This is a genomic window from Arenibacter sp. P308M17, assembly GCF_003426735.1.
Lineage (GTDB): Bacteria > Bacteroidota > Bacteroidia > Flavobacteriales > Flavobacteriaceae > Arenibacter.
Map to the genome: position 1 here is coordinate 75,879 of NZ_QVON01000009.1, position 21,152 is coordinate 97,030.

At 40.6% G+C, this 21,152-nt stretch carries 18 protein-coding genes; 9 read left to right on the forward strand and 9 right to left on the reverse strand.

The genetic code is table 11. The features are described from left to right. Positions 1-50: 50 nt before the first annotated feature. Positions 51-1,448, reverse strand: a complete 1,398-nt coding sequence (gene mnmE / locus D0S24_RS18385) for a tRNA uridine-5-carboxymethylaminomethyl(34) synthesis GTPase MnmE (RefSeq protein WP_117021296.1) — start codon at positions 1,446-1,448, stop codon at positions 51-53. A gap of 433 nt (positions 1,449-1,881) precedes the next feature. Here mnmE and D0S24_RS18390 point away from each other — a divergent pair, with 433 nt between their 5' ends. Further along, a complete protein-coding gene (locus D0S24_RS18390) occupies positions 1,882-2,334 on the forward strand; it encodes a hypothetical protein (RefSeq protein WP_117021297.1) in 453 nt (150 codons plus the stop codon). Positions 2,335-2,517: 183 nt separating this feature from the next. Here the strand turns inward: D0S24_RS18390 and dnaN are convergent, their stop codons facing one another. From dnaN to D0S24_RS18410, 4 genes are all read right to left on the reverse strand, one after another. Next, entirely contained in the window at positions 2,518-3,636 is a 1,119-nt protein-coding gene (gene dnaN, locus D0S24_RS18395) for a DNA polymerase III subunit beta (protein ID WP_117021298.1), read from the reverse strand. A 146-nt stretch (positions 3,637-3,782) separates the two neighbouring features. Next, entirely contained in the window at positions 3,783-5,447 is a 1,665-nt protein-coding gene (gene gldG, locus D0S24_RS18400; protein WP_117021299.1) for a gliding motility-associated ABC transporter substrate-binding protein GldG, read from the reverse strand. Beyond that, the gene (gene gldF / locus D0S24_RS18405) at positions 5,447-6,178 is read right to left on the reverse strand and encodes a gliding motility-associated ABC transporter permease subunit GldF (RefSeq protein ID WP_117021300.1); all 732 of its coding nucleotides are present in this window, start codon (positions 6,176-6,178) and stop codon (positions 5,447-5,449) included. Before gldF ends, gldG begins: the two co-directional genes overlap by 1 nt. Positions 6,179-6,391: 213 nt before the next feature. Next, positions 6,392-7,222, reverse strand: a complete 831-nt coding sequence (locus D0S24_RS18410) for an S-adenosyl-l-methionine hydroxide adenosyltransferase family protein (protein ID WP_117021301.1) — start codon at positions 7,220-7,222, stop codon at positions 6,392-6,394. A gap of 130 nt (positions 7,223-7,352) precedes the next feature. Here D0S24_RS18410 and D0S24_RS18415 point away from each other — a divergent pair, with 130 nt between their 5' ends. Both D0S24_RS18415 and D0S24_RS18420 read left to right on the forward strand, forming a co-directional pair. After that, positions 7,353-8,306, forward strand: coding sequence for a PhoH family protein (locus D0S24_RS18415; RefSeq protein ID WP_117021302.1), 954 nt, complete (start codon positions 7,353-7,355; stop codon positions 8,304-8,306). A gap of 10 nt (positions 8,307-8,316) precedes the next feature. Then, the gene (locus D0S24_RS18420; RefSeq protein WP_117021303.1) at positions 8,317-9,273 is read left to right on the forward strand and encodes a phosphoribosylaminoimidazolesuccinocarboxamide synthase; all 957 of its coding nucleotides are present in this window, start codon (positions 8,317-8,319) and stop codon (positions 9,271-9,273) included. On the opposite strand, the gene D0S24_RS18425 is transcribed toward D0S24_RS18420, so the two are convergent. Next, on the reverse strand, positions 9,274-9,939 hold the full coding sequence (locus D0S24_RS18425; RefSeq protein WP_117021304.1) for a PolC-type DNA polymerase III: 666 nt from the start codon (positions 9,937-9,939) through the stop codon (positions 9,274-9,276). After that, positions 9,936-11,858 carry a DUF294 nucleotidyltransferase-like domain-containing protein gene (locus D0S24_RS18430; RefSeq protein ID WP_117021305.1) on the reverse strand — a complete coding sequence of 641 codons (1,923 nt, stop codon included), beginning with the start codon at positions 11,856-11,858 and terminating at the stop codon, positions 9,936-9,938. Before D0S24_RS18430 ends, D0S24_RS18425 begins: the two co-directional genes overlap by 4 nt. Before the next feature lie 413 nt (positions 11,859-12,271). On the opposite strand from D0S24_RS18430, the gene D0S24_RS18435 reads away from it, so the two are divergent. Next, positions 12,272-13,879, forward strand: coding sequence for a VCBS repeat-containing protein (locus tag D0S24_RS18435; protein ID WP_220377789.1), 1,608 nt, complete (start codon positions 12,272-12,274; stop codon positions 13,877-13,879). A 223-nt stretch (positions 13,880-14,102) separates the two neighbouring features. Here the strand turns inward: D0S24_RS18435 and pepT are convergent, their stop codons facing one another. Further along, entirely contained in the window at positions 14,103-15,326 is a 1,224-nt protein-coding gene (gene pepT / locus D0S24_RS18440; RefSeq protein WP_117021307.1) for a peptidase T, read from the reverse strand. A gap of 232 nt (positions 15,327-15,558) precedes the next feature. Between pepT and D0S24_RS18445 the strand changes: the two genes are divergently transcribed. Beyond that, positions 15,559-15,975, forward strand: a complete 417-nt coding sequence (locus tag D0S24_RS18445) for a hypothetical protein (RefSeq protein ID WP_117021308.1) — start codon at positions 15,559-15,561, stop codon at positions 15,973-15,975. Between the two features lie 81 nt (positions 15,976-16,056). After that, positions 16,057-17,103: a quinone-dependent dihydroorotate dehydrogenase gene (locus D0S24_RS18450; RefSeq protein WP_117021309.1), complete on the forward strand. Its 1,047-nt coding sequence runs from the start codon at positions 16,057-16,059 to the stop codon at positions 17,101-17,103. 99 nt (positions 17,104-17,202) lie between these two features. Here the strand turns inward: D0S24_RS18450 and D0S24_RS18455 are convergent, their stop codons facing one another. Continuing rightward, entirely contained in the window at positions 17,203-17,625 is a 423-nt protein-coding gene (locus D0S24_RS18455) for a Dabb family protein (protein WP_181938139.1), read from the reverse strand. A gap of 113 nt (positions 17,626-17,738) precedes the next feature. Here D0S24_RS18455 and D0S24_RS18460 point away from each other — a divergent pair, with 113 nt between their 5' ends. From D0S24_RS18460 to guaB, 3 genes are all read left to right on the forward strand, one after another. Next, complete coding sequence (locus D0S24_RS18460) at positions 17,739-18,365, forward strand: LysE family translocator (RefSeq protein ID WP_117021310.1); 627 nt, start codon at positions 17,739-17,741, stop codon at positions 18,363-18,365. A 31-nt stretch (positions 18,366-18,396) separates the two neighbouring features. Then, a complete protein-coding gene (locus tag D0S24_RS18465; RefSeq protein WP_117021311.1) occupies positions 18,397-19,263 on the forward strand; it encodes a hydroxymethylglutaryl-CoA lyase in 867 nt (288 codons plus the stop codon). A 346-nt stretch (positions 19,264-19,609) separates the two neighbouring features. Next, complete coding sequence (gene guaB / locus D0S24_RS18470) at positions 19,610-21,082, forward strand: IMP dehydrogenase (protein WP_117021312.1); 1,473 nt, start codon at positions 19,610-19,612, stop codon at positions 21,080-21,082. The last annotated feature ends 70 nt before the right edge of the window (positions 21,083-21,152 follow it).

Sequence of the window (21,152 nt, forward strand, 5' to 3'; positions counted from 1 at the left end):
TTTTATCGATAATATTGGAATAGATTTCAGTGGTTTTTTTGGGTTCAAATCTATTTGCCGATACAGAAATTGGCAAATATATTTCCCAACAATTCATCATTGGTCACTTGTCCCGTAATTTCCCCCAAATGGTATAGGGCCTCCTTTACATCTATGGCCAAAAGGTCGCTGGGAGTGTCCTCTTCCATGCCAAATTGTACTTTTTCTATTTCCTCCAAGGCCTTTAACAGCGAACTGTAATGTCTGGTATTGGTTACAATGGTCTCACTGTTCCGCAAGGCTCCCGTATTTACAAAATCCAATAGGCGCGACTTCAAGGTTTCCACCCCTTGTCCGGTTTTGGCGGATAATAGGTGTAGTCCGGGAATTTTGGATTGTAGGTCCTTAATTGGTTCCTTATCCAACCTATCTACCTTATTGGCAATTACCACCAAAGGTTTTTGGGGATATTTGGTCCTTATTTTTTCCAGCTCTTTTATACTGGTTTTTAATTTATTTGCATGGTTTGCCATTTGCCAAGCATCTACCAATAGCACCACTACCTGCGCCTGTTCTATTTTTTCAAAGGTCTTCTTAATGCCAATGCTTTCCACCACATCCTTGGTATCCCTAATTCCAGCGGTGTCTATAAACCGAAAACCTATGCCCCCTATTACAATTTCATCCTCAATGGTATCCCTAGTGGTTCCTGCAATATCACTTACAATAGCCCTTTCCTCGTTTAGCAATACATTGAGCAAAGTGGATTTCCCTACATTGGGTTCCCCTACAATGGCGATAGGAATTCCGTTCTTGATCACATTGCCCACAGCAAAGGAATCGATCAGGCGTTTTAGGATCCGTTGTATTTTGGTCAAAAGTTTTTTAAACTGTGTACGGTCCGCAAATTCCACATCCTCCTCTGCAAAGTCGAGCTCCAATTCCATAAGGGAGGCAAAGTTCAGCAATTGGTCCCGCAATTTTTTGATCTCGTTGCTAAACCCGCCACGCATTTGTTGTATGGCTATTTGATGACTGGCCTCGTTATCGGAAGCTATAAGGTCGGCCACGGCCTCGGCCTGACTCAAGTCCATTTTTCCATTTAAAAAGGCACGGAGGGTAAACTCCCCCGCATTTGCCATGCGGCAACCATTACGCAAAAACAACTGGATTATTTGTTGTTGGATATAGGGCGAACCGTGACATGATATCTCAACAACGTCTTCGCCGGTATAGGAATGCGGGCCTTTAAAAAGGGATACCAATACCTCGTCCAACACCTTGTCATTTTCCATAATATGCCCCAGGTGTATGGTATGGCTTTTTTGTTTTAGTAGATCCTTGTCCCTGATGGATCTAAAGAAAGGACAGGCAAGGGCAATGGAATCCTTACCGGAAATACGGATTACGGCAATGGCCCCGGCCCCGGAGGGAGTGGCCAATGCAATGATGTTGTCGTTGGTAATCATAGCATGATAATTGATATTAAATTACCTCTGGGCAAACCCTCGAGGCATTGAAAGGAACTTTATTTTTAGATTTCGACGCCCGCCTGAACGGAACGGGCAGGCAAGCGTCGGAGCATTTAAATCTCGATTATCGAGTAAAAATACAATATAATATTTTCAAACCAGTCCCATTATCCAATTCACATATTTAGTGGCCCCAATATTTGAAACAATGTGGGTTAAGCCTGAACACTGTATAGAACAGTCTTAAATCGCCCAGATTATAGAAGTGTGGAAAAATATTTTAACAATAGTTAAGTGATGGCCAATGATTTTAGGGCCAATTATTTAAGGAAAAATTGCGTAATTTTAATACTGACCAATATAGCATAGGATCCGATCAAGATTTGGAGTTTAGTTATATCGGGAACCTCAATTTAATATACCATACCAAATGAAAATAATAAATGTTTTTACACTATTGGCAATGGGTTTGTTATGCCAAATCAACTTGGCACAGGAAACCCAAGTGCCTGTAACTCCAATTGATAATACCGAACAAATGGAGCAAGGGCAGATTTTGGCCAAAGCCAAAGAGGCCAAAGAGGTTCAAAAGAGAATTGAAAAGGCCGAAAGGGACGCTAAAAAGTCTGAAAAAGTGCAAAAGAAGGCTGAAAAGGAATTAAAAAAGAGGGAAAAACTTTCGTCGGACATAGATAAAAAGAGAAGGTCTATTGCCAAAGATGAAAAGAAAATTAAAAAGATTCAGGAAAAAATTATCAAAGATGAAAAAAAAGGAAGACTGTCTCCCATGGAAATGGAAAAGCTCACTAAGAAAATAGAAAAACTAGAAGATGGGATTGAAAAAGATAGGGAGAAATTGCTAAAATTGGAGGGTAAACAATAAGTCTCAATTATGGAAACAATTTAATTGTTTATACGTCCTAACCGGTTTGCCAACACAGTAGAAATGTAGGTGCTGGTTTTCATTTTAAGGAACAAAAAAGCCGTATTTTATTGGAAATACGGCTTTTTTATAATGAAAGAGTGGGTGAATTTTGAATTCAACCTTCAAGTTGAATATCTATTTCTAACTGTTCAACATTACCGGCATTACCAGCATGGTTACATTTTCGCCTTCGTCCAAACCGTCGATTGGAGTAAGGATTCCGGCCCTATTCGGAAGGCTCATTTCCAATTGCACATCATCTGAAGTAAGGTTGTTCAACATTTCTACCAGGAACCTGGAATTAAACCCTATCTGCATATCGTCACCCTGGTAAGAACAGGTCAAACGTTCTTCCGCCTTATTGCTGTAATCTATATCCTCTGCAGAAATATTAAGTTCTGCCCCGGCAATTTTTAATCTTATCTGGTGAGTGGTCTTATTGGAGAATATGGAAACCCTTCTTACCGAACTTAACAATTGGTTTCGGGCAATGGATAATTTATTTGGATTTTCTTTTGGAATTACCGCTTCGTAATTCGGGTATTTGCCATCGATCAATCTACAGATCAGGACGGTGTTTTCAAAACTGAATTTGGCGTTGCTCTCATTATATTCAATGAGCACTTCCGTTTCGCTGCCGGCCAAAATTCCCTTTAATAAATTCAATGGTTTTTTTGGCATTATAAATTCGGCCACTTTGGAGGCAGTGACATCCGTACGTTGGTATTTTACCAATTTATGGGCATCCGTGGCCACAAAGGTTAAACTTTCTGGTGAAAATTGGAAAAAGACACCGCTCATTACAGGTCTCAGATCATCATTTCCGGCAGCAAAAATAGTTTTGTTGATGGCAGTTGCCAATATATCCCCAAGTACTGTGGTGGCGGACGGATTTGACAGTTCCACTGATTTTGGAAATTCGGCACCATCGGCATAGGCCAAAGCATATTTACCGTGGTTAGAACTGATTTCCACCGTATTATTATCCTCAACAACAAAAGTTAAGGGCTGTTCAGGAAAGGTTTTTAAGATTTCCAACAAGAGTTTTGCCGGAACCGCAATGGTTCCCTCATTGTCCGAATCCACTTCCAATACAGAACTCATTGTGGTTTCCAAGTCGGAAGCCGAAACGGTGAGTTCCCTTTGATTTAAATCGAAGAGAAAATTGTCTAGAATGGGTAGTGTATTACTGTTATTGATGACCCCACCTAAAACTTGGAGTTGTTTTAGTAAATAAGTACTGGATACTATAAATTTCATTGGTTTATTTTTTTTTAAGGAATCTACATTATACTACAACCTAAAACAGGGTTCGAATATCTGTTTGAATCCGTAAAATTCCTCGAATTACGGTCAAAACAAAGATATTTTAAATGTCCTTTTTAAGGAAACAAACTTATCAACACTTATGCCCCATATTTTTTCTTTCGTATGGCGTGAATTAGGAAACCAAAAATAAGGGTCAAACAAAGGGGTAGGCCAATATTAATCAACTGCCATTTGGTTTTTTGATCATTAATTTTTTCCACGTCCAAGAAAGGGATAGTTACTTTTTTGTTCCGAATGTTTATAAGTCCGGTATCGTCCAAGAGGTAATTAAGGCAATTTATAAGAAATTCCTTGTTGCCAAAAAAGTTGTTTGTCCATTTATCATAACCCAATTCCAAGGGCCTGCCGTTTCGGACCTGGTTTCTTATAAGATCCCCGTCCGTTAGTACGATCATTTTGTTTTCAGGACCTTGATCCACAATTTTGTCCAACTTAAGCGGTTTTACCCGGTTCATGAATGTGGATTTGAAGGCGCCTTCCACCAATACTCCCAAGATCTTATTTCCATTATTGTAGAAGTCTTTATCCGGAGGCGTATTTATAATATCCAGTTGAATCGGCTTTGGCACTGTTTCGGTTTTGGATAAGGGCGAACTACTGAGCAGCACGTGTTTTCTGTAATCATTGGGCAAAGTATCCAAACTACCTGTGAACTGGAACCTTATCGCTTCCAAATTGTTGTTTATGGGATGGTCGTTTTTGGAAAAGACCATTGGATGGTAGTACCAGGGAACAGGTTTGTATTGGGAACTGTTCCCTTCTCCGGTCGCCAAGACTATTTGGGTAAAATAGAGGTCGTTGATCAGATCCGTATTTAAACGAATCCCGTATTTAAAGAAAAAATCGTTTAGGTTAAGATTGCGCGGTAGGGCCATGGCGGTTCCTTCTTCGTTAAAAAGACTATCCAGTTCCATAGCTACCTGATCTATGAGCCAAAGGGATTTGCCGCCCCCGGCAATATATTGATCCAAAATAAATTTTTCTTCATCACTAAAGGCCTCTGTAGGCTTTGCAATGAGCGCAAGGTCAAAACCATTTAATTGTTCCGATACCTTCTCTGGATCTGTGGCCACCGAGTCCAAGGTAATGGCTCCAATGTTGTAATACTCTTTTATGGTGGTCAGATAATCTGCCATAAAAATATCGTCCAATTCCCCATTGCCCTTAATAATGGCTATCTTTTTCTTTTCTTTTATGTTCAATTTTGTAAAGGCGTCCGCAAAGGCATATTCCAAATGTTGCACGGAATTGTTTACCCGCTCCTCTGTAGTGGCACCCAGTTTATTTTTTAGCAAGGGTACCTTAACGGTGCTGTTGTTGTAATTGACCATGGCCCAGGGAAAGATAATCTCTTGGGAGACTTTTCCGTTCTGTTCAACGGTAACGTTGGTGGGGGTAAGGCCCAAAGCCTGTAAATCTGTGATAACGGCATCAATCTGAGTGGCCCCTTCAAGCGGATTTACAAAATTGAACTTTATATTCTTGTTTTCCGCTCCAAATTCCTCTAAAAGCTGCTGCGTTTCCAACTTAAGTTTTACAAATTCCGAAGGAAGATTTCCATCTAGCAGAATATCTATAATTACCGGAGCGTTAAACTGTCCAACAGAATTTAAAGCCGCCTTGGAAAGGGTATATCGGCCATCTTCGGTAAGATCTATTCTCTCATGGAAATAGTTGGCCAGAACATTTACGATCAGCAATAGGGCAAAAGCCTTGATAATAGATAATACAGCTTTCTTCATTACCTATTTTGATTTTTTAGTTGATTTACGGTCAGGTATAGAAAGAACAGGGTAAGACTTGTGAAATAAATAATGTCCCTGGTATCCAGGACACCCCTGGCGATACTTTCAAAATGGGCCTTCATCCCTATTTGCTCCACCAAAAGTACCACAGGACCATTTGGCAATATGGTGGCCAGGCTTTCAAATCCGTACAGCATAAAAAAGCAGAGCACCATACCGATTATAAAGGCCACAATTTGGTTTTCGGATAAGGTAGAGGTAAAAAGACCTATTGCGGTATAGCTTGCAATTAAAAATAAGAGGCTAAAATAAGACCCCAATACCAGGCCTATATCCAGATTACCAATAGTTGCACCCAATTGGGAAATGGTATAGACATAGAGAAGGGTAGGTAGTATAGCGATCAATGCCAGACAAAGGGAACCGAAGAACTTTCCCAGAACCGTTTCCCATAATGAAATGGGCTTTATAAAAAGCAGCTCCAAAGTGCCCAGTTTTTTTTCCTCCGAAAAACTTTTCATGGTAATGGCGGGAATCAGAAAAAGAAATACCCAAGGGGCAAGAAGAAAGAAATTGCCCAGATCTGCAAAACCGTATTCAAATATGTTGAACGGTCCCTTAAATACCCATAGGAACAGGCCGGTGAGCACTAAAAAGAGTCCTATGACCAGATAACCGATAGGTGAGGTAAAAAACGATTGAATTTCTCTTTTAAATATGGCAATCATGTATGTTGGATATTGGATATAGGTTCTATTGTTCCAAGAATTGTAGGCAATAAAATATTTCTTACTTCCGCGCTCTGCAATATTTCCTAAAGGCTAAAGCCTTCCGCCTGTCCGGATTTCTTGGTATTGTTTTTAAAGTTGGCCCTAAAACTAGCAATATTTTTTATTTTGAAGGTCAAATCTACAATTCCTACCAACCTTCACAACTTGATATTAATTGAAATTAATAATTACGGTATCCCTATAATCAAGACCCAATAGGGTAGAGGCCCCCCCCACCGTATTTAGGTCGCTCTTATAAATAGCGATCTCTACATATCCAGAAGAGTTGAATAGGGCCAGTAATTCCCCGGGCGATTTCCGCTGACTTTTATCCAGTTCATAATTAATGATGTCGCTGTATTTTTTATGGATCTCCTTAATTTTTTTATTTCGGGCATGTAGTTCAAAGGGCCTACCCTTGCCAACGGATTTGAAAATATTTTGTTGAATGTTGGTTACCACATTCCCATAGTTATCTATGTAAATAACACTTCCGGAGATGGTCTTGCCGTCATCCGAAATTCTTGGATTGAACTCCCTTAGGTCCTTTAGGTTTTTAAAGGGCCTACCTATTACTTCCAATTTTCCACCTCTTGCAATATGGCTTGCGGCCTTAACAAAAACATCCATTTCAGGAAACGAACTATCAACCGTATTGGGCAATTGAATTTCTATCACTTTTTCCGGTACTATTTCAGAAATAATAAGCCCTATTACCCCATTGTTGGCCATAATAAAATAGTGGTCGTCCACTAAAACGGCAATATGTTGGTTTTCCGGTGTCAATTCAGAATCCACCCCTACGATATGGATACTGCCGTCAGGAAAATTTTTATATGAATTTTTGAGTATGTAGGCACATTCCTGAATATTGAAAGGTGCTATGGAGTGAGAAATATCAACAATTTTTGCGTCTGCCAATTCTTTGTAAATTGTCCCTTTTATGGCGCCTACAAAATGGTCCTTATGTCCAAAATCAGTAGTTAAAGTAATTATAGCCATACAGGACTGTTGATATGTTTTTGGTTTGGTAAGTTGTTTTTTTACTTAAGTTTGTTGCACAAAATTACATAAAAAAACAGCGAACCAAAATATATATTTCATATCTAATCCTTTATAACACCTCTCTTCTTTGAACGAACTTATAATAGAACTTACAGACATTAGCCCAAGGGAATTTTTTGGACAGAGCAATGAGAACATAGATTTACTGAAAAAGCATTTTCCCAAGCTCAAAATTGTTGCCAGGGGAAACAAGATCAAGGTCTATGGAGACGAAGACCTTTTGGATGAATTCGATAGACGGTTCGACCTGCTCACCGCCCACTATGCCAAGTACAATAAGTTGGATGAAAACAGTATTGAGAGACTCCTGGCCGGTAATGGGCAGGAAGTTTTTGAGTCCTCTGAGATCAGTGGTGAAGTTTTGGTACATGGCGTAAGCGGTAGACTAATAAAGGCACAAACGGTAAATCAACGTAGATTGGTCGATGCTGCCAGAAACAATGATATGGTATTTGCCGTAGGACCGGCGGGAACAGGAAAAACCTATACGGGGGTGGCCTTGGCCGTAAAAGCGTTAAAGGAAAAACAGGTGAAACGGATCATCTTGACCAGGCCTGCCGTGGAGGCCGGTGAAAATTTGGGTTTTCTGCCAGGAGATCTTAAGGAAAAGTTGGACCCCTATATGCAACCTTTATACGATGCCCTACGGGACATGATAGCACCGGAAAAATTAGCCCATTATTTAGAAAACGGCACCATACAGATAGCCCCTATGGCCTTCATGCGCGGTAGGACCTTGGACAATGCCTTTGTGATTTTGGACGAGGCCCAGAATACTACCCATGCGCAAATGAAAATGTTCCTGACGAGAATGGGAAAGAATGCGAAATTTTTGATCAATGGCGATCCGGGACAAATTGATTTGCCAAGGCGTTTGATCTCGGGACTCAAGGAGGCCTTGTTGGTACTTCAGAACATTGAAGGGATAGAGGTTATCTATTTGGACGATAAGGATGTGATAAGGCATAAATTGGTTAAAAAGGTGATCGAGGCCTACAAGGGAATTGAGCATAACAATTGATAATTGCAACATGGGTAATACAATAATTGATACAAATTTTAACTTTCCGGGACAGCAAAGTTTATACAAAGGAAAGGTAAGGGAGGTATATTATCTTGAAAATGATATTCTGGTAATGGTGGCTACGGACAGGCTTTCCGCTTTTGATGTGGTTATGCCAAAAGGAATTCCGTATAAAGGTCAAATATTAAATCAGATAGCCACTAAGATGATGGCGGATACCTCCGATATAGTACCCAATTGGTTGTTGGCCACTCCAGATCCCAATGTTGCCGTAGGGTTAGCCTGCGAGCCGTTTAAGGTGGAAATGGTAATCAGGGGGTATTTGTCCGGACATGCCGCAAGGGAATACAAGCTGGGGAAAAGAACGCTCTGCGGTGTTGCCATGCCCCACGGAATGTTGGAAAACGATAAATTCCCCGTTCCTATTATAACCCCTGCCACTAAGGCCGAAATGGGGGACCACGATGAGGATATTTCCAGGGAAGCCATTTTGGAAAGGGGAATAGTTAGTGAGGAAGATTACCTAGTTCTAGAAAAGTACACCAAGGCACTCTTTCAAAGAGGTACGGAAATTGCCGCCAAAAGGGGATTGATTTTGGTGGATACCAAATATGAGTTTGGGAAAACCAAGGAGGGCAAGATTGTGCTTATTGATGAAATCCATACTCCGGATTCTTCCCGTTATTTTTATGCCGATGGCTATGGGGAACGACAGAACAGGGGAGAGGCCCAGAAGCAATTGTCCAAGGAGTTTGTGCGCCAATGGCTGATCAGCAATAATTTTCAAGGGTTAAAAGGACAGGTAGTACCTGAAATGACCGATGAATATATTCAAACGGTCTCGGAACGATATATTGAGCTCTACGAAAATATTACCGGAGAAAAATTTATTAAGGCCGATATTTCGGATATCCAGTCCAGAATTGGAAAAAATGTTTTGGACTATCTAGCTACCTTAAAATAATTACCCCATTTTCAACAGGTCTTTTAACTGCAGTTGTCCCTTGCCCTTCAATCGACTCCTGATTTTTAGGAATGCAATGGCAGTAATGTAGGCATCCCCCATGGCCGTATGCCTATCTTTCTGGGATATATCGAACTTCTCTGCCAATTCATCCAAGGAATAGTGTTCTTTCTTTTTAAATACATTGGAATTTAAAAGTGTTTTTTTGTAGAGATTTGAAGTGTCCAACACCTTGTTTTTTAATCTGGGAAGGCCGTTTCTTTCCAACGCCCTGTTGATCATGGTAATATCAAAAATGGCATGGTGCGCTACTATTACCGCATTCTGCAAAAAGCCCAATAGTTCTTTCATGGCTGCACCCTCACTAATACAGGAGGTCCCGCCATTTTTGAGGATACCGTGAATTTTTGCAGTTTCCGCATTATAGTGGTCCTGCTTTAAAAAGAGTTCCAAGCTTTGGTTCAGGGCAATATTTTTGTTGACCAAACTTAGTGCGCCTATGCATAGAATCCTGTCGTTGAGATAGTCGAAACCTGTGGTTTCCGTATCCAATACCACAAATCTTACCAGGCTGGGGTCCTCAATCGGTTTTTTATTGAAGCTATTCTCGTATTCCTGCCAATAATCGGGATAGTCGTTTACTTTTTTTTTAAAGAAATTTATCATCTCAACAGGTTTGAAACTTTGAATCTTATACTTACCAACTCCTGAATTTCCTTTATGGTCTTAAATGTCCTTTTAAGTTTAATTTTCTCTTCCTTGGTCAATTCCTCTATGGCAATATACCTACCCGAATCATTGTGGAGCAGACCGTGTTTTGTCCTAAACTTTAAAAGGGCCCTAGTGGCATAGGAACAGGCCATGAAAATTTCCTCGTTGTTGGGTTCCAGCTCTGCCAATTTTTCAAATCGCTCTGCGGTACTGTTGATGGATTTGACCGAATGTGATAAAATCAGCACCCTTGCCGCATCGGTCAAAGGCATTAAAGCCCTTCTCTTTAGATCGAAAGAATCTTTATGTTCCCCGTCTTCCTCCACCAATAACTGTCTAAAAAAGCCTGTTGGTGAAGGGTTTTGCAAAGCGCCACTGGCTAAGTGTAAATAGAAAATAGGATATTTTTTGGTGGCATCAAAAATGTGTTCCGATAGTTCGTTCACCAAATTTACATCACCATAGGTAATATTATAATCGAAAAATATGGACGAAAGCAGTACTTCATCTGTCCCTGGATTTATAATCCATTGGGAAATGGTCTTTTTCCATTCCTCCAGACTTAAACACCAATTGGGATTGGAGGCCATCATTTCGGCAGGGCAATAATCGTATCCAATATCAAACAACCCTTTGTTTATCAGTTTGGACAATTTCAAAAAATAATCGGTTGTTTCTATAAGCCTGTCCTCAGGAACATTTTCAAAGACCAGGGCGTTGTCCTGGTCGGTCTGAAGGAGTTGTTCGCTACGTCCTTGACTACCAAGCGCCAGCCATGCAAATTTTACGGGAGGTTTTGTTGGCATTTCCTCCAGGGATAGTTTGATAATTTGTTTTACGCAGGCATCGTTAAGTTCGGATATTATTTTGGTAGTCAATTTAATTGGAATATTTTGATCCAAATAGTCCTGTAAAAGCTGCGTAATACTTTTCCTAATTTGTTTTATCGATTTTATTTTCTTGGCCCTATTTATAGCTTTTATCAATACGGCCGGGTTGTTGCCCAGGGCCACCATAACATCGTGTTTGGATAGTATCCCGATAGCCTTTGAGTTGGGCGTGCCGTCCTTGGTAATACATAAATGGCTGATATTGCTTTTCATCATCGCCATTTGTGCCTGGGTTATGGTCATGTGTTTGTTATAGGTAATCACCGGCGAGACCATTATATCCCGGGCCATGGTTGTAATGGGGTATTTACCGGTAACAATATTGTTACGAAGATCCTTGTCCGTAATGATCCCAATGGGCATCTTATCCTTGACCACCAGCATGGCGCCCACTTTTTTTTCGGTCATTCTCTTGGCTATAGTTTTGGCAGAGGTGGTAGCGGTACAGGTAACCAATTTTTTAGAATACTGTACAGATTGTAAATCCAATACTTGGGTATCGGGGGCCACGGGATTTAAATCCGGTACCTCGTCATACAATTTGCCCCGATGGCTTTTGGAATACGGATTTCTGGTATTGGAGGCGAAACTTTCAATTAAGAAATTTCCAACGGCTATATTCCTTTGGGCGTAGGGTTTAAATATGTTGATGGGAATAGCGTATAGTATACTTTCTTCATGCGCCTTTGCGGTCATTTTATAATTTTCTTGGGCCATTAAGGGTCTAAGTCCAAATATATCCCCTTCATCGCACATGTCCATGATACTCTTGTCCAATCCTTTTTTAAGGGCAACAGCTCCCTTATTTACCACATAAAAATGGGGGTGTGGCTCATCATTTTCGGCAAAAATAACACTATCCTTTTCCTTATAGACAATGGTTATTTCTTGGGCAAGGGTTTCAAGGTCTGTCTGGCCCAGGACATTGAAGGGCGGGAAATTTTTAAGAAAATCGGCTACTCTATGTGAAATGGTATTTTTCATCTAATATCTACTGTTGTTTCTTAATCATTATATTCCTAATTCTAGTTTCCATAAGAAATTAATGTTTAAAGTTACTTTTTTTGGGAAGCTCCAACAACTGAACTCATCTTAACTTTTTCTATTACCTGCAAAATCATCATTTTGCACCCTAATTTTGTCTTTTTCTCTCACCGTAGCGCTGCTATGCTGATCCAAAAAGCCTTTATTAGGGTACAATAGCATAACTTTTCGGTTGAAAACAAAAAGTCAAGATGAGTTCACTGAAAAAATAGCTAATATTTTCTTCTGTCCAATTAAAACAAAGAATAAAATTATATTTGATTAAACCCTAAATGCATTGGTTTTGGGATTGGATTGAATTAATATTGCATGGACCTGTTGGGCAAACGTATATTTTCCAATAAATTTTTTAAATGGAATCGACTATCGGTATCAGATTTTTTATGAAGGTTTTAATTCCATTTGCGGGACTCCTTGTTATGATGTGCTCCTGTTCCGGAAATAAAAAGGAATCGCGGACTTTGGAATATAAGGAACCAACGGCTAGCAATTTACCTGGGAACCGCTTGGCGGAAATTCACTGTGCCAGTTGCCATCTCTTCGTTAAACCGGACCTGTTGCCCAAGTCCAGTTGGAAGAACGATGTGCTTCCGGCCATGGGCCATCGGTTGGGGATATACAAAGGAAACATAAGGCCAGATAGTCTCTTTGATAATGGTAGGAGCGGGGAAGTGGTCAAAAAGGCAAATATCTTTCCTGAAAGACCACTTATCGCCCAATCCGATTGGAATAAAATAGTGGATTATTACCTTAATAATGCCCCGGATACCATTATGCACCCTCAGCGGACCCAAAAAATGAATATGGGCCTAAAGCATTTTAAATACAGGGAGTCCGCTTTTTCCCATACTCCGCCCTTAACGTCCATGGTAAAAATATTACCGGAAAATAGGGGAGTGGTGTTTGCAGATAGTAAGCGAAATATAAATAGCCTAACTTTCCTTACCAATAAGCTCGAAAAGGATTTCATTCTCGGCCTTAAATCGGCCCCTGTCCATTATTACGAAAAGTATGATACTATTTATTTAACCACTGCAGGCAAGAATATTTTTCCTAATGATGTTTCGGACGGGGCTGTACAAAAAATATTTGCCAAGGGAACCCAAGGGCAGTACACTGCCAATGAAATACTTCCCGATCTGCAACGGCCGGTAAGCATGGCCTATGGCGACTTAAACAAGGACGGATTAGAAGACATTGTGGCCTGTGAATACGGCAATGAAACCGGAAAATTGGTTTGGTACGAAAATAAAGGTGGGGATAAATACATTATGAGGGCGCTGGGCAACAGGCCAGGTGCCATTACTGCAGTAATAAAGGATGGCAATGGGGATGGTCTCCGGGACATTTTTGTCCTTATGGCCCAAGGGGATGAAGGAATTATGTACTATCAAAACCAGGGAAATGGTACTTTTTCCAACAAAAGATTACTTTCTTTTCTTCCATTAAATGGTTCCCAATATATGGAACTGTTGGATTTTAATGGGGATGGCTTCGATGATATCGTATATGTTTGTGGGGATAATGCGGATAAAACCCCCATATTAAAGGACTACCACGGTATTTATATCTTTCTGAACGATGGAAATTTAAATTTTAAGCAAGCCTATTTCTATCATTTGAACGGGGCCTATAAAGCTATGCCAAGAGATTACGATCTGGATGGGGATCTGGATATTGCGGCCATTTCATTTTTCCCTGATTATATAGGTTCTCCAGAGGAGAGTTTTGTGTACCTGGAAAATAAAGGGGATATGAAATTTGGGGAATATTCCTTTCCGGAGTCGATCAAAGGACGATGGATCGTAATGGATGCGGAGGATATGGATGGGGATGGCGATATTGACTTGGCCCTGGGATCTTTTGTATATTTTCTACCCTTGGGGGACACGACCGGTCTGGGCCAAAAGTGGCTTTCCAACGGACCTTCGATCGTTGTCTTGGAAAATACTACTCGATGAAGCCGAGCTATATGCAATTAGCAATTAACAATGAACAATAAGCTATAGGCAATGATCAATTGTGTACTGCAGGCAGTGTTGAAAAATTCCCCTCAATTATTTTTATATCGAACTCACGTTACCCTAGAACCAGAATCTCCTGCGAACGCCACTGGCAACTGCTACTTCCTATTGCCAATTGGCAGTATATGGGTGCACTTAAAAGCGCCAATAAATGATAGGACTATCTTTTGGCCGTAAGCTCACAAATTTTTATGATGACCTCCACCGCTTTCTGCATGCTTTCTACAGGCACATATTCATATTTTCCATGAAAATTATGTCCGCCTGCAAAAATATTGGGACAGGGCAGTCCCATATAACTCAATTGGGAGCCATCGGTACCGCCCCTTATAGGTTTAACGATTGGTGATATGCCCAGACTTTCCATGGCCTCTTTGGCAATTTCAACAATATGCATTACCGGTTCTATCTTTTCCCTCATATTAAAATATTGATCTTGGATATGAAGGGATGCACATTCCCCGTATTCCGCATTCAATTTTTCAGTGATATACTGTACAAGTTCTTTGCGCTGTTCAAATTTTTTTAGGTCGTGATCCCTGATGATCAATTCAATTTCGGCCAGTTCAATTTCTCCCTTTATGTGGTGGACGTGAAAGAAACCTTCCCGTCCCGTAGTTTTTTGGGGAATTTCATGTCCGGGCAATTGGGAAATGAAATCGTTGGCGATCAAAATGGCATTGACCATTTTATCTTTGGCATAACCCGGATGTACACTTTTCCCCTTAATGGTTATTTTGGCTCCTGCCGCATTAAAGTTTTCGTATTCCAATTCCCCAATTTGGCTGCCGTCCATCGTATAGGCCCAATCGGCCCCAAATGCGGCAACATCAAAATGATGTGCCCCGCGGCCAATTTCTTCATCCGGGGTAAATCCTACCCTGATATTACCATGTTTAATTTCGGGATGTTGTATTAAGTACTCCATGGCCGTAATGATCTCCGTAATTCCGGCCTTATCATCCGCACCCAACAAAGTGGTGCCATCCGTTGTGATAAGGGTATTGCCCTTGTATTGTAATAGGTCTTCAAAATAACTGGGAGAGAGTATAATATTTTCCGCTTTGTTAAGCACAATATCCCTCCCATCATAATTTTCGATTATTTGGGGCTTCACTTCGGTGGCCGTAAAATCCGGGGAAGTATCAAAATGTGAAATAAACCCTATAGTAGGCACTTCCCTTTCCATATTACTGGGCAAAGTGGCCATAATGTAGGCTTTGTCATCGATAACCACATCCTGCATTCCTATTAGCTTAAGTTCTGCCTCCAATTTACGGGCAAGTGTCCATTGCTTTTCGGTGCTGGGGGTGGAAGTGGAGTTGGGGTCGCTTTGGGTGTCTATGGTGATATAACTTATGAACCTGTCAATAATGTGTTGCATAATAATGGATTTTAATCAAAAATACAGTTTATTATTTTTATTGGTTGCTATTGTGGTAACTCCTTAGCATATAATGTCCTGCATCCAGAAGTAAACTGGTATAGGTCATGAATTCAAGATCTTGTGTAATTTTTTTTCGGTATATGAATATACAGCAAAAGATGTCCTTTGGAGAGGGGCAAGTGGTGACATTATTAGCTTATATTTGTATTTATGATCAGGATAAGAAGCCATGTGTAAAAAAGTTTTTACCGCCTTGATTTTTATTGTCGGATTTTGGATATCCGCGCGGGCACAACAAGAATGTAGTCTGGCGATTGGTGCCACGGAATCGGATACTATTATACAAATATTTCAACTTAAGGAAGATCAGGTGGCCCATTTAGAAGAGTTCAAGGCAGCACTGGAAATAGAAACCCGCCTATTGGATGAGGAACGGAAAAATCTATTTGAAAGCCATCCACAAACCACTCCCGAGGATTTAACGGCATTGGGGGTAAAGTATAAGGTTCTGGAGGAGCGTATGAAGCAGGTTTTTAAGAAGTACGATCTTAAACTTTTGGCACTTTTTAATGAAAAGCAATACCAAAGGTATGTAACACTTTGTCAGGAAGTGTCCAGGCAACCTCTAGGAATGGTACGGGAATAAGTTGTAGTTAATGTTAATAAAAAGCAGGTGTTTAGAGTGGTTTGGCAGGTGTAGTTTGTATTTTTGCGAAAAATATTCTACATGTATAAACAGCTTATCCGCCCCATCCTTTTTCAATTTGATCCAGAAAACATTCATCATTTTACTTTTAAAGCGTTACGTTTTTTTTCCAGAATGGGATTTGGAGCTATATTCAGGAAGCTATATACGGTTAATGACCCGCGTTTGGAACGTGAATTGTTCGGGTTGAAATTTAAGAATCCGGTGGGATTGGCGGCCGGTTTTGACAAGGACGCCAGATTGTACAATGAACTATCCGATTTTGGATTTGGATTTATTGAAATAGGTACCTTGACCCCCAAACCTCAGGATGGAAATCCAAAAAAACGATTATTTCGCTTAAAGAAAGATCAGGCCGTCATAAATAGAATGGGATTTAATAATAAGGGGGTATTCGATGCTGTTGAAAATCTGAAAAAAAAGCATAGGGTATTGATCGGGGGCAATATTGGGAAGAATAAGCTAACCCCCAATGAATTGGCTGCAAAGGATTATTTAATATGTTTTGATGCCCTGTTCGATCATGTGGATTATTTTGTAGTAAATGTTAGCTCCCCAAATACGCCCGGGCTCAGGGAACTTCAGGATAGACAACCTTTGACGGCCTTGCTGAAGGAATTAAAAAAGGAAAATACCAAATTGGCAAGAGCAAAGGATGGGAAGGAGAGGCCCATTCTTCTGAAAATAGCGCCCGACTTATCGAATGACCAGTTACTGGATATTATTGGTATTGTCAAGGATACCGATATAGATGGGCTAATTGCGAGTAATACGACCATTGCCCGTGATAATCTGAAATCCGATATTTTGTTAAAAGAGGAAACAGGGGGGTTAAGCGGTAGGCCACTGGCCAAAAGAAGTACGGAAGTAATCCGTTTTTTATCGGAAAAAAGCAATAAGGCATTTCCCATTATCGGAGTTGGCGGAATTCATTCTGCCGAAGATGCATTGGAAAAGTTGGACGCCGGAGCGGATTTGGTTCAATTGTATACAGGGTTTATCTATGAAGGCCCGTCACTAATAAAAAGAATCAACAAGGCCATTGTAGGCCGGTCCAATGGCCAGTAGGGATAGATTGTCTTATTTTTTAAGGAATAAAAAAAACCAGGCTTTTTCAATATAGGAAAAGCCTGGGTTTTTTTGCCAACTGCTTACTGCCGAAAGACATTAGTTGGTCCAATAATCCACCACGGTAACATCCTCCAAATGTGGGGTCAATATAGCTCCAAAAGCCTTATGGTCGGGATGCGGAAGATATATGGCGCGATCCTCTTCACTGTGGAAGGTAAGGAAAAAGCAATGTGTAAACCCTTTGTCCAATCCTTCGGGACTGTTATTGATTCCCCATTCGTAACCCACTATCTGAGGAATTTTGGAAGGTAGGGCACTAAAAGCGGCCTCCACTTTTTCAATGTCCTCCTTGGAGGTATTCGCCTTAAACTTAAATAGTACTACATGTCGTAATACACTGTCCTGTTTTTTGGAATTTTCCATGTTTAAATCTTTGTTCAAATTATTTGTGTTAGGGGCGCCATAACCCATCAATAGTAGTGCTCCCAATAGGCTGAGGGTAGAAAAAACTAATTTCATATCATGATTTTTGGGGAAGATATAAAAAAGTGGATTAATGATAGGGTAAAGAATCCATAATAATTGATTTCCATCCATGAAAGTTATATACTTTTATTCCAATTTTCTGTAAAATGGATTACGATATATTATTGGCATTTGTATTGGCTACCGCGGCTTTGGCCATTTCTCCGGGACCGGACAATATTTTTGTATTGATTCAAAGTATGGTCCACGGAAAAAAATATGGCATAGCTACCATTGCGGGATTAATGACAGGTTGTTTGGTCCATGCCACCTTACTCGCTTTTGGGGTGTCGGCATTAATAAAACAGAATCCCAATGTATATTTCTCAATAAAGATCTTTGGTGCCTTGTATATGTTTTATTTGGCCTTTAAAGTGCTTAGAAGAAGTGATGAACTGAATATATCCAATGGCCATACAGAAAAAAAATCATTGACGGCCTTATATAGAAAGGGCTTTATAATGAATGTATTAAATCCAAAAGTAACCATATTTTTCTTGGCTTTTTTTCCAGGTTTTTTGTTTAGCCATTTTTTGAATATTATTATTCAATTTTATGTACTGGCAACTATATTCATATTGGTTTCCTCAATTATTTTTATTGCCATTGCCATTCTTGCCGGATCCATTTCCAAATATATTAGGGAGAATGGGCAACTGGGAAAAATCTTGAAATGGCTTCAGATTGTTGTTTTTGTGGCTATCGCCGTTTATCTATTGGTATCCGATAATTAATCTTAATTTTGGAAAAAGCTTTAGCAGGGAAATGTCCAATACCATTAAAATAATAGAATGTCCAAGAGATGCCATGCAGGGGATCAAAACTTTTATTCCAACGGAAAAAAAAGTCCTGTATATTCAATCCCTTTTGAACTGCGGTTTTGATACCATCGATTTTGGGAGTTTTGTGTCCCCTAGGGCAATTCCGCAGATGGTGGATACGGCCGAGGTGCTTTCCCAACTGGATCTTTCCAAGACTACAAGCAAGTTATTGGCCATTGTTGCCAATGTTAGAGGGGCTATGGATGCCTCCAAACATAATTCCATTGATTATTTAGGGTATCCTTTTTCCATATCGGAGAATTTTCAAATGCGGAATACCCACAAGACCATTGCCGAATCAGTTATTACTTTGGAAGAAATTTTAAGGATAGCCGGAGACTCGGGCAAGGAGGTCGTTACCTATATTTCTATGGGGTTCGGCAACCCATATGGGGATCCCTGGAACGTAGAGGTGGTGGGGCAATGGACCACAAAATTGGCAAGAATGGGAGTAAAGATACTATCACTTTCAGATACTGTGGGTTCTTCGACCCCTGAAGTAATCGACTATCTTTTTTCCAACCTAATTCCAAAATTCCCTGAAATAGAATTTGGGGCCCATCTACATACCACCCCGTCCAAATGGCACGAAAAAGTCGATGCTGCCTATAAGGCCGGTTGTCGCAGATTTGACGGGGCAGTACAAGGTTTTGGAGGCTGTCCAATGGCAAAGGATGAGCTCACAGGAAATATGCCCACCGAAAAGATGCTTTCCTACTTTACGGCGGCTAAGGCCGACACCAAGGTTAATTGGATGGCTTTTGAGGCTGCATTCAATAAGGCGTCCGACCTGTTTTCTTCCCATCATTGAGAAGAAAAGGTAGGTTTATGATCATTTTAATAGGCTTTTATGGAAAATTATTAGGGATATAGGGAGAAAACGGATTATAGGTGTTTTATAATCCAGTTAATGGTTAAGGTCCCGCCTGAACGTAGTCGGGCAAGCCTGCCTTTTCCGGCCTGTAATTTCATCTTAGTTTAGTTGGCCGTTGGATGTATTGAAAACGGAATCGTCACATTGGCATATTTAATCATTGCCACATTAATTATGTATTGTCCAATTCCTGTTAAATAAACGTTACAGGCAATTAACACAATAACTGTGCATCAGTTCCTTTAAATGTAGTATATTTGCACGCAATTAATCTTTAATTGCTATGCAAGCTCACCTAAATAAAATTGTTGGAGAAGGCCTTACGTACGATGACGTACTTTTGGTTCCCGCTTTTTCAGAAGTGCTTCCTAGGGAAGTCAATATTCAAACAAAGTTTACAAGAAACATTATTATCAATGTTCCCATCGTTTCGGCCGCTATGGATACCGTTACGGAATCCCGTATGGCCATTGCCATTGCCCAGGAAGGTGGTATAGGTGTATTGCACAAGAACATGACCATAGAACAGCAGGCGCTGAAGGTACGCAAGGTAAAACGGGCGGAAAGTGGTATGATCATAGATCCCGTTACCTTGCCTTTAAATTCGAAAGTAAGGGATGCGAAGGCCAACATGAAGGAATTTAGTATTGGTGGGATACCCATTGTAGATGATGAAGGCAAATTGATCGGAATCGTGACCAATAGGGATCTTCGTTTTGAAAAAAACAATGATCGTCCCATATCCGAGGTGATGACTTACAAAAATCTTGTTACTGTAAGCGAGGGGACTTCCTTAGAGCAGGCAGAGGATATTTTACAGGTAAATAAAATTGAAAAATTACCGGTGGTAGACAAGGATTACAAGCTTGTTGGATTGATCACCTTTAGGGATATTACAAAACTTACCCAAAAGCCTATAGCCAATAAGGACCAGTACGGAAGATTAAGGGTAGCGGCAGCATTAGGGGTTACAGGTGATGCCGTGGAGAGGGCGGAAGCTTTGGTGAACGCTGGAGTGGACGCAGTTGTTATAGATACTGCACATGGGCATACCAAAGGGGTGGTAAACGTTTTGAAGGAAGTAAAAAGAAGATTTCCAGATTTGGAAGTTATTGTAGGTAACATTGCCACTGCAGAAGCTGCCAGGTATTTGGTGGAAGCGGGAGCCGATGCCGTGAAAGTCGGAATAGGTCCCGGATCAATCTGTACTACCCGTGTAGTCGCGGGGGTTGGTTTCCCTCAATTTTCAGCAGTATTGGAAGTGGCCGCAGCCATCAAGGGCAGTGGAGTACCCGTTATTGCCGATGGAGGAATCCGTTATACAGGGGATATCCCCAAGGCCATAGCGGCCGGGGCCGATTCGGTAATGTTGGGCTCCTTGTTGGCGGGAACAAAAGAGTCGCCTGGCGAGACGATTATCTATGAAGGGCGTAAATTTAAATCCTATAGGGGAATGGGTTCTGTTGAGGCCATGAAACAGGGTAGCAAGGATAGGTATTTTCAAGATGTGGAAGATGATATCAAAAAATTGGTTCCGGAAGGAATCGTAGGCCGTGTACCCTATAAAGGAGATCTATATGAAAGTATCCATCAGTTTATTGGCGGTCTGCGAGCCGGGATGGGATATTGCGGTGCCAAGGATATCGATACTTTAAAAGAGACTGGAAGATTTGTTAAGATTACGGCAAGTGGCATCAATGAAAGCCATCCACATGATGTAACCATTACCAAAGAATCACCGAACTATAGTAGATAAGGGATCAGGAACAATTGCTGTGTTTATGCGAATATTCGTATGGAAGAAATAGCTTCATAAAGACACTGCT

What these genes read in the sequence shown, in the direction of transcription:
- mnmE (WP_117021296.1), bottom strand. Translation starts at nt 1,448, where the DNA reads ATGATTACCAACGACAACATCATTGCATTGGCCACTCCCTCCGGGGCC.
- D0S24_RS18390 (WP_117021297.1), top strand. Translation starts at nt 1,882, where the DNA reads ATGAAAATAATAAATGTTTTTACACTATTGGCAATGGGTTTGTTATGC.
- dnaN (WP_117021298.1), bottom strand. Translation starts at nt 3,636, where the DNA reads ATGAAATTTATAGTATCCAGTACTTATTTACTAAAACAACTCCAAGTT.
- gldG (WP_117021299.1), bottom strand. Translation starts at nt 5,447, where the DNA reads ATGAAGAAAGCTGTATTATCTATTATCAAGGCTTTTGCCCTATTGCTG.
- gldF (WP_117021300.1), bottom strand. Translation starts at nt 6,178, where the DNA reads ATGATTGCCATATTTAAAAGAGAAATTCAATCGTTTTTTACCTCACCT.
- D0S24_RS18410 (WP_117021301.1), bottom strand. Translation starts at nt 7,222, where the DNA reads ATGGCTATAATTACTTTAACTACTGATTTTGGACATAAGGACCATTTT.
- D0S24_RS18420 (WP_117021303.1), top strand. Translation starts at nt 8,317, where the DNA reads ATGGGTAATACAATAATTGATACAAATTTTAACTTTCCGGGACAGCAA.
- D0S24_RS18425 (WP_117021304.1), bottom strand. Translation starts at nt 9,939, where the DNA reads ATGATAAATTTCTTTAAAAAAAAAGTAAACGACTATCCCGATTATTGG.
- D0S24_RS18430 (WP_117021305.1), bottom strand. Translation starts at nt 11,858, where the DNA reads ATGAAAAATACCATTTCACATAGAGTAGCCGATTTTCTTAAAAATTTC.
- D0S24_RS18435 (WP_220377789.1), top strand. Translation starts at nt 12,272, where the DNA reads ATGGAATCGACTATCGGTATCAGATTTTTTATGAAGGTTTTAATTCCA.
- pepT (WP_117021307.1), bottom strand. Translation starts at nt 15,326, where the DNA reads ATGCAACACATTATTGACAGGTTCATAAGTTATATCACCATAGACACC.
- D0S24_RS18445 (WP_117021308.1), top strand. Translation starts at nt 15,559, where the DNA reads ATGTGTAAAAAAGTTTTTACCGCCTTGATTTTTATTGTCGGATTTTGG.
- D0S24_RS18450 (WP_117021309.1), top strand. Translation starts at nt 16,057, where the DNA reads ATGTATAAACAGCTTATCCGCCCCATCCTTTTTCAATTTGATCCAGAA.
- D0S24_RS18455 (WP_181938139.1), bottom strand. Translation starts at nt 17,625, where the DNA reads ATGAAATTAGTTTTTTCTACCCTCAGCCTATTGGGAGCACTACTATTG.
- D0S24_RS18460 (WP_117021310.1), top strand. Translation starts at nt 17,739, where the DNA reads ATGGATTACGATATATTATTGGCATTTGTATTGGCTACCGCGGCTTTG.
- D0S24_RS18465 (WP_117021311.1), top strand. Translation starts at nt 18,397, where the DNA reads ATGTCCAATACCATTAAAATAATAGAATGTCCAAGAGATGCCATGCAG.
- guaB (WP_117021312.1), top strand. Translation starts at nt 19,610, where the DNA reads ATGCAAGCTCACCTAAATAAAATTGTTGGAGAAGGCCTTACGTACGAT.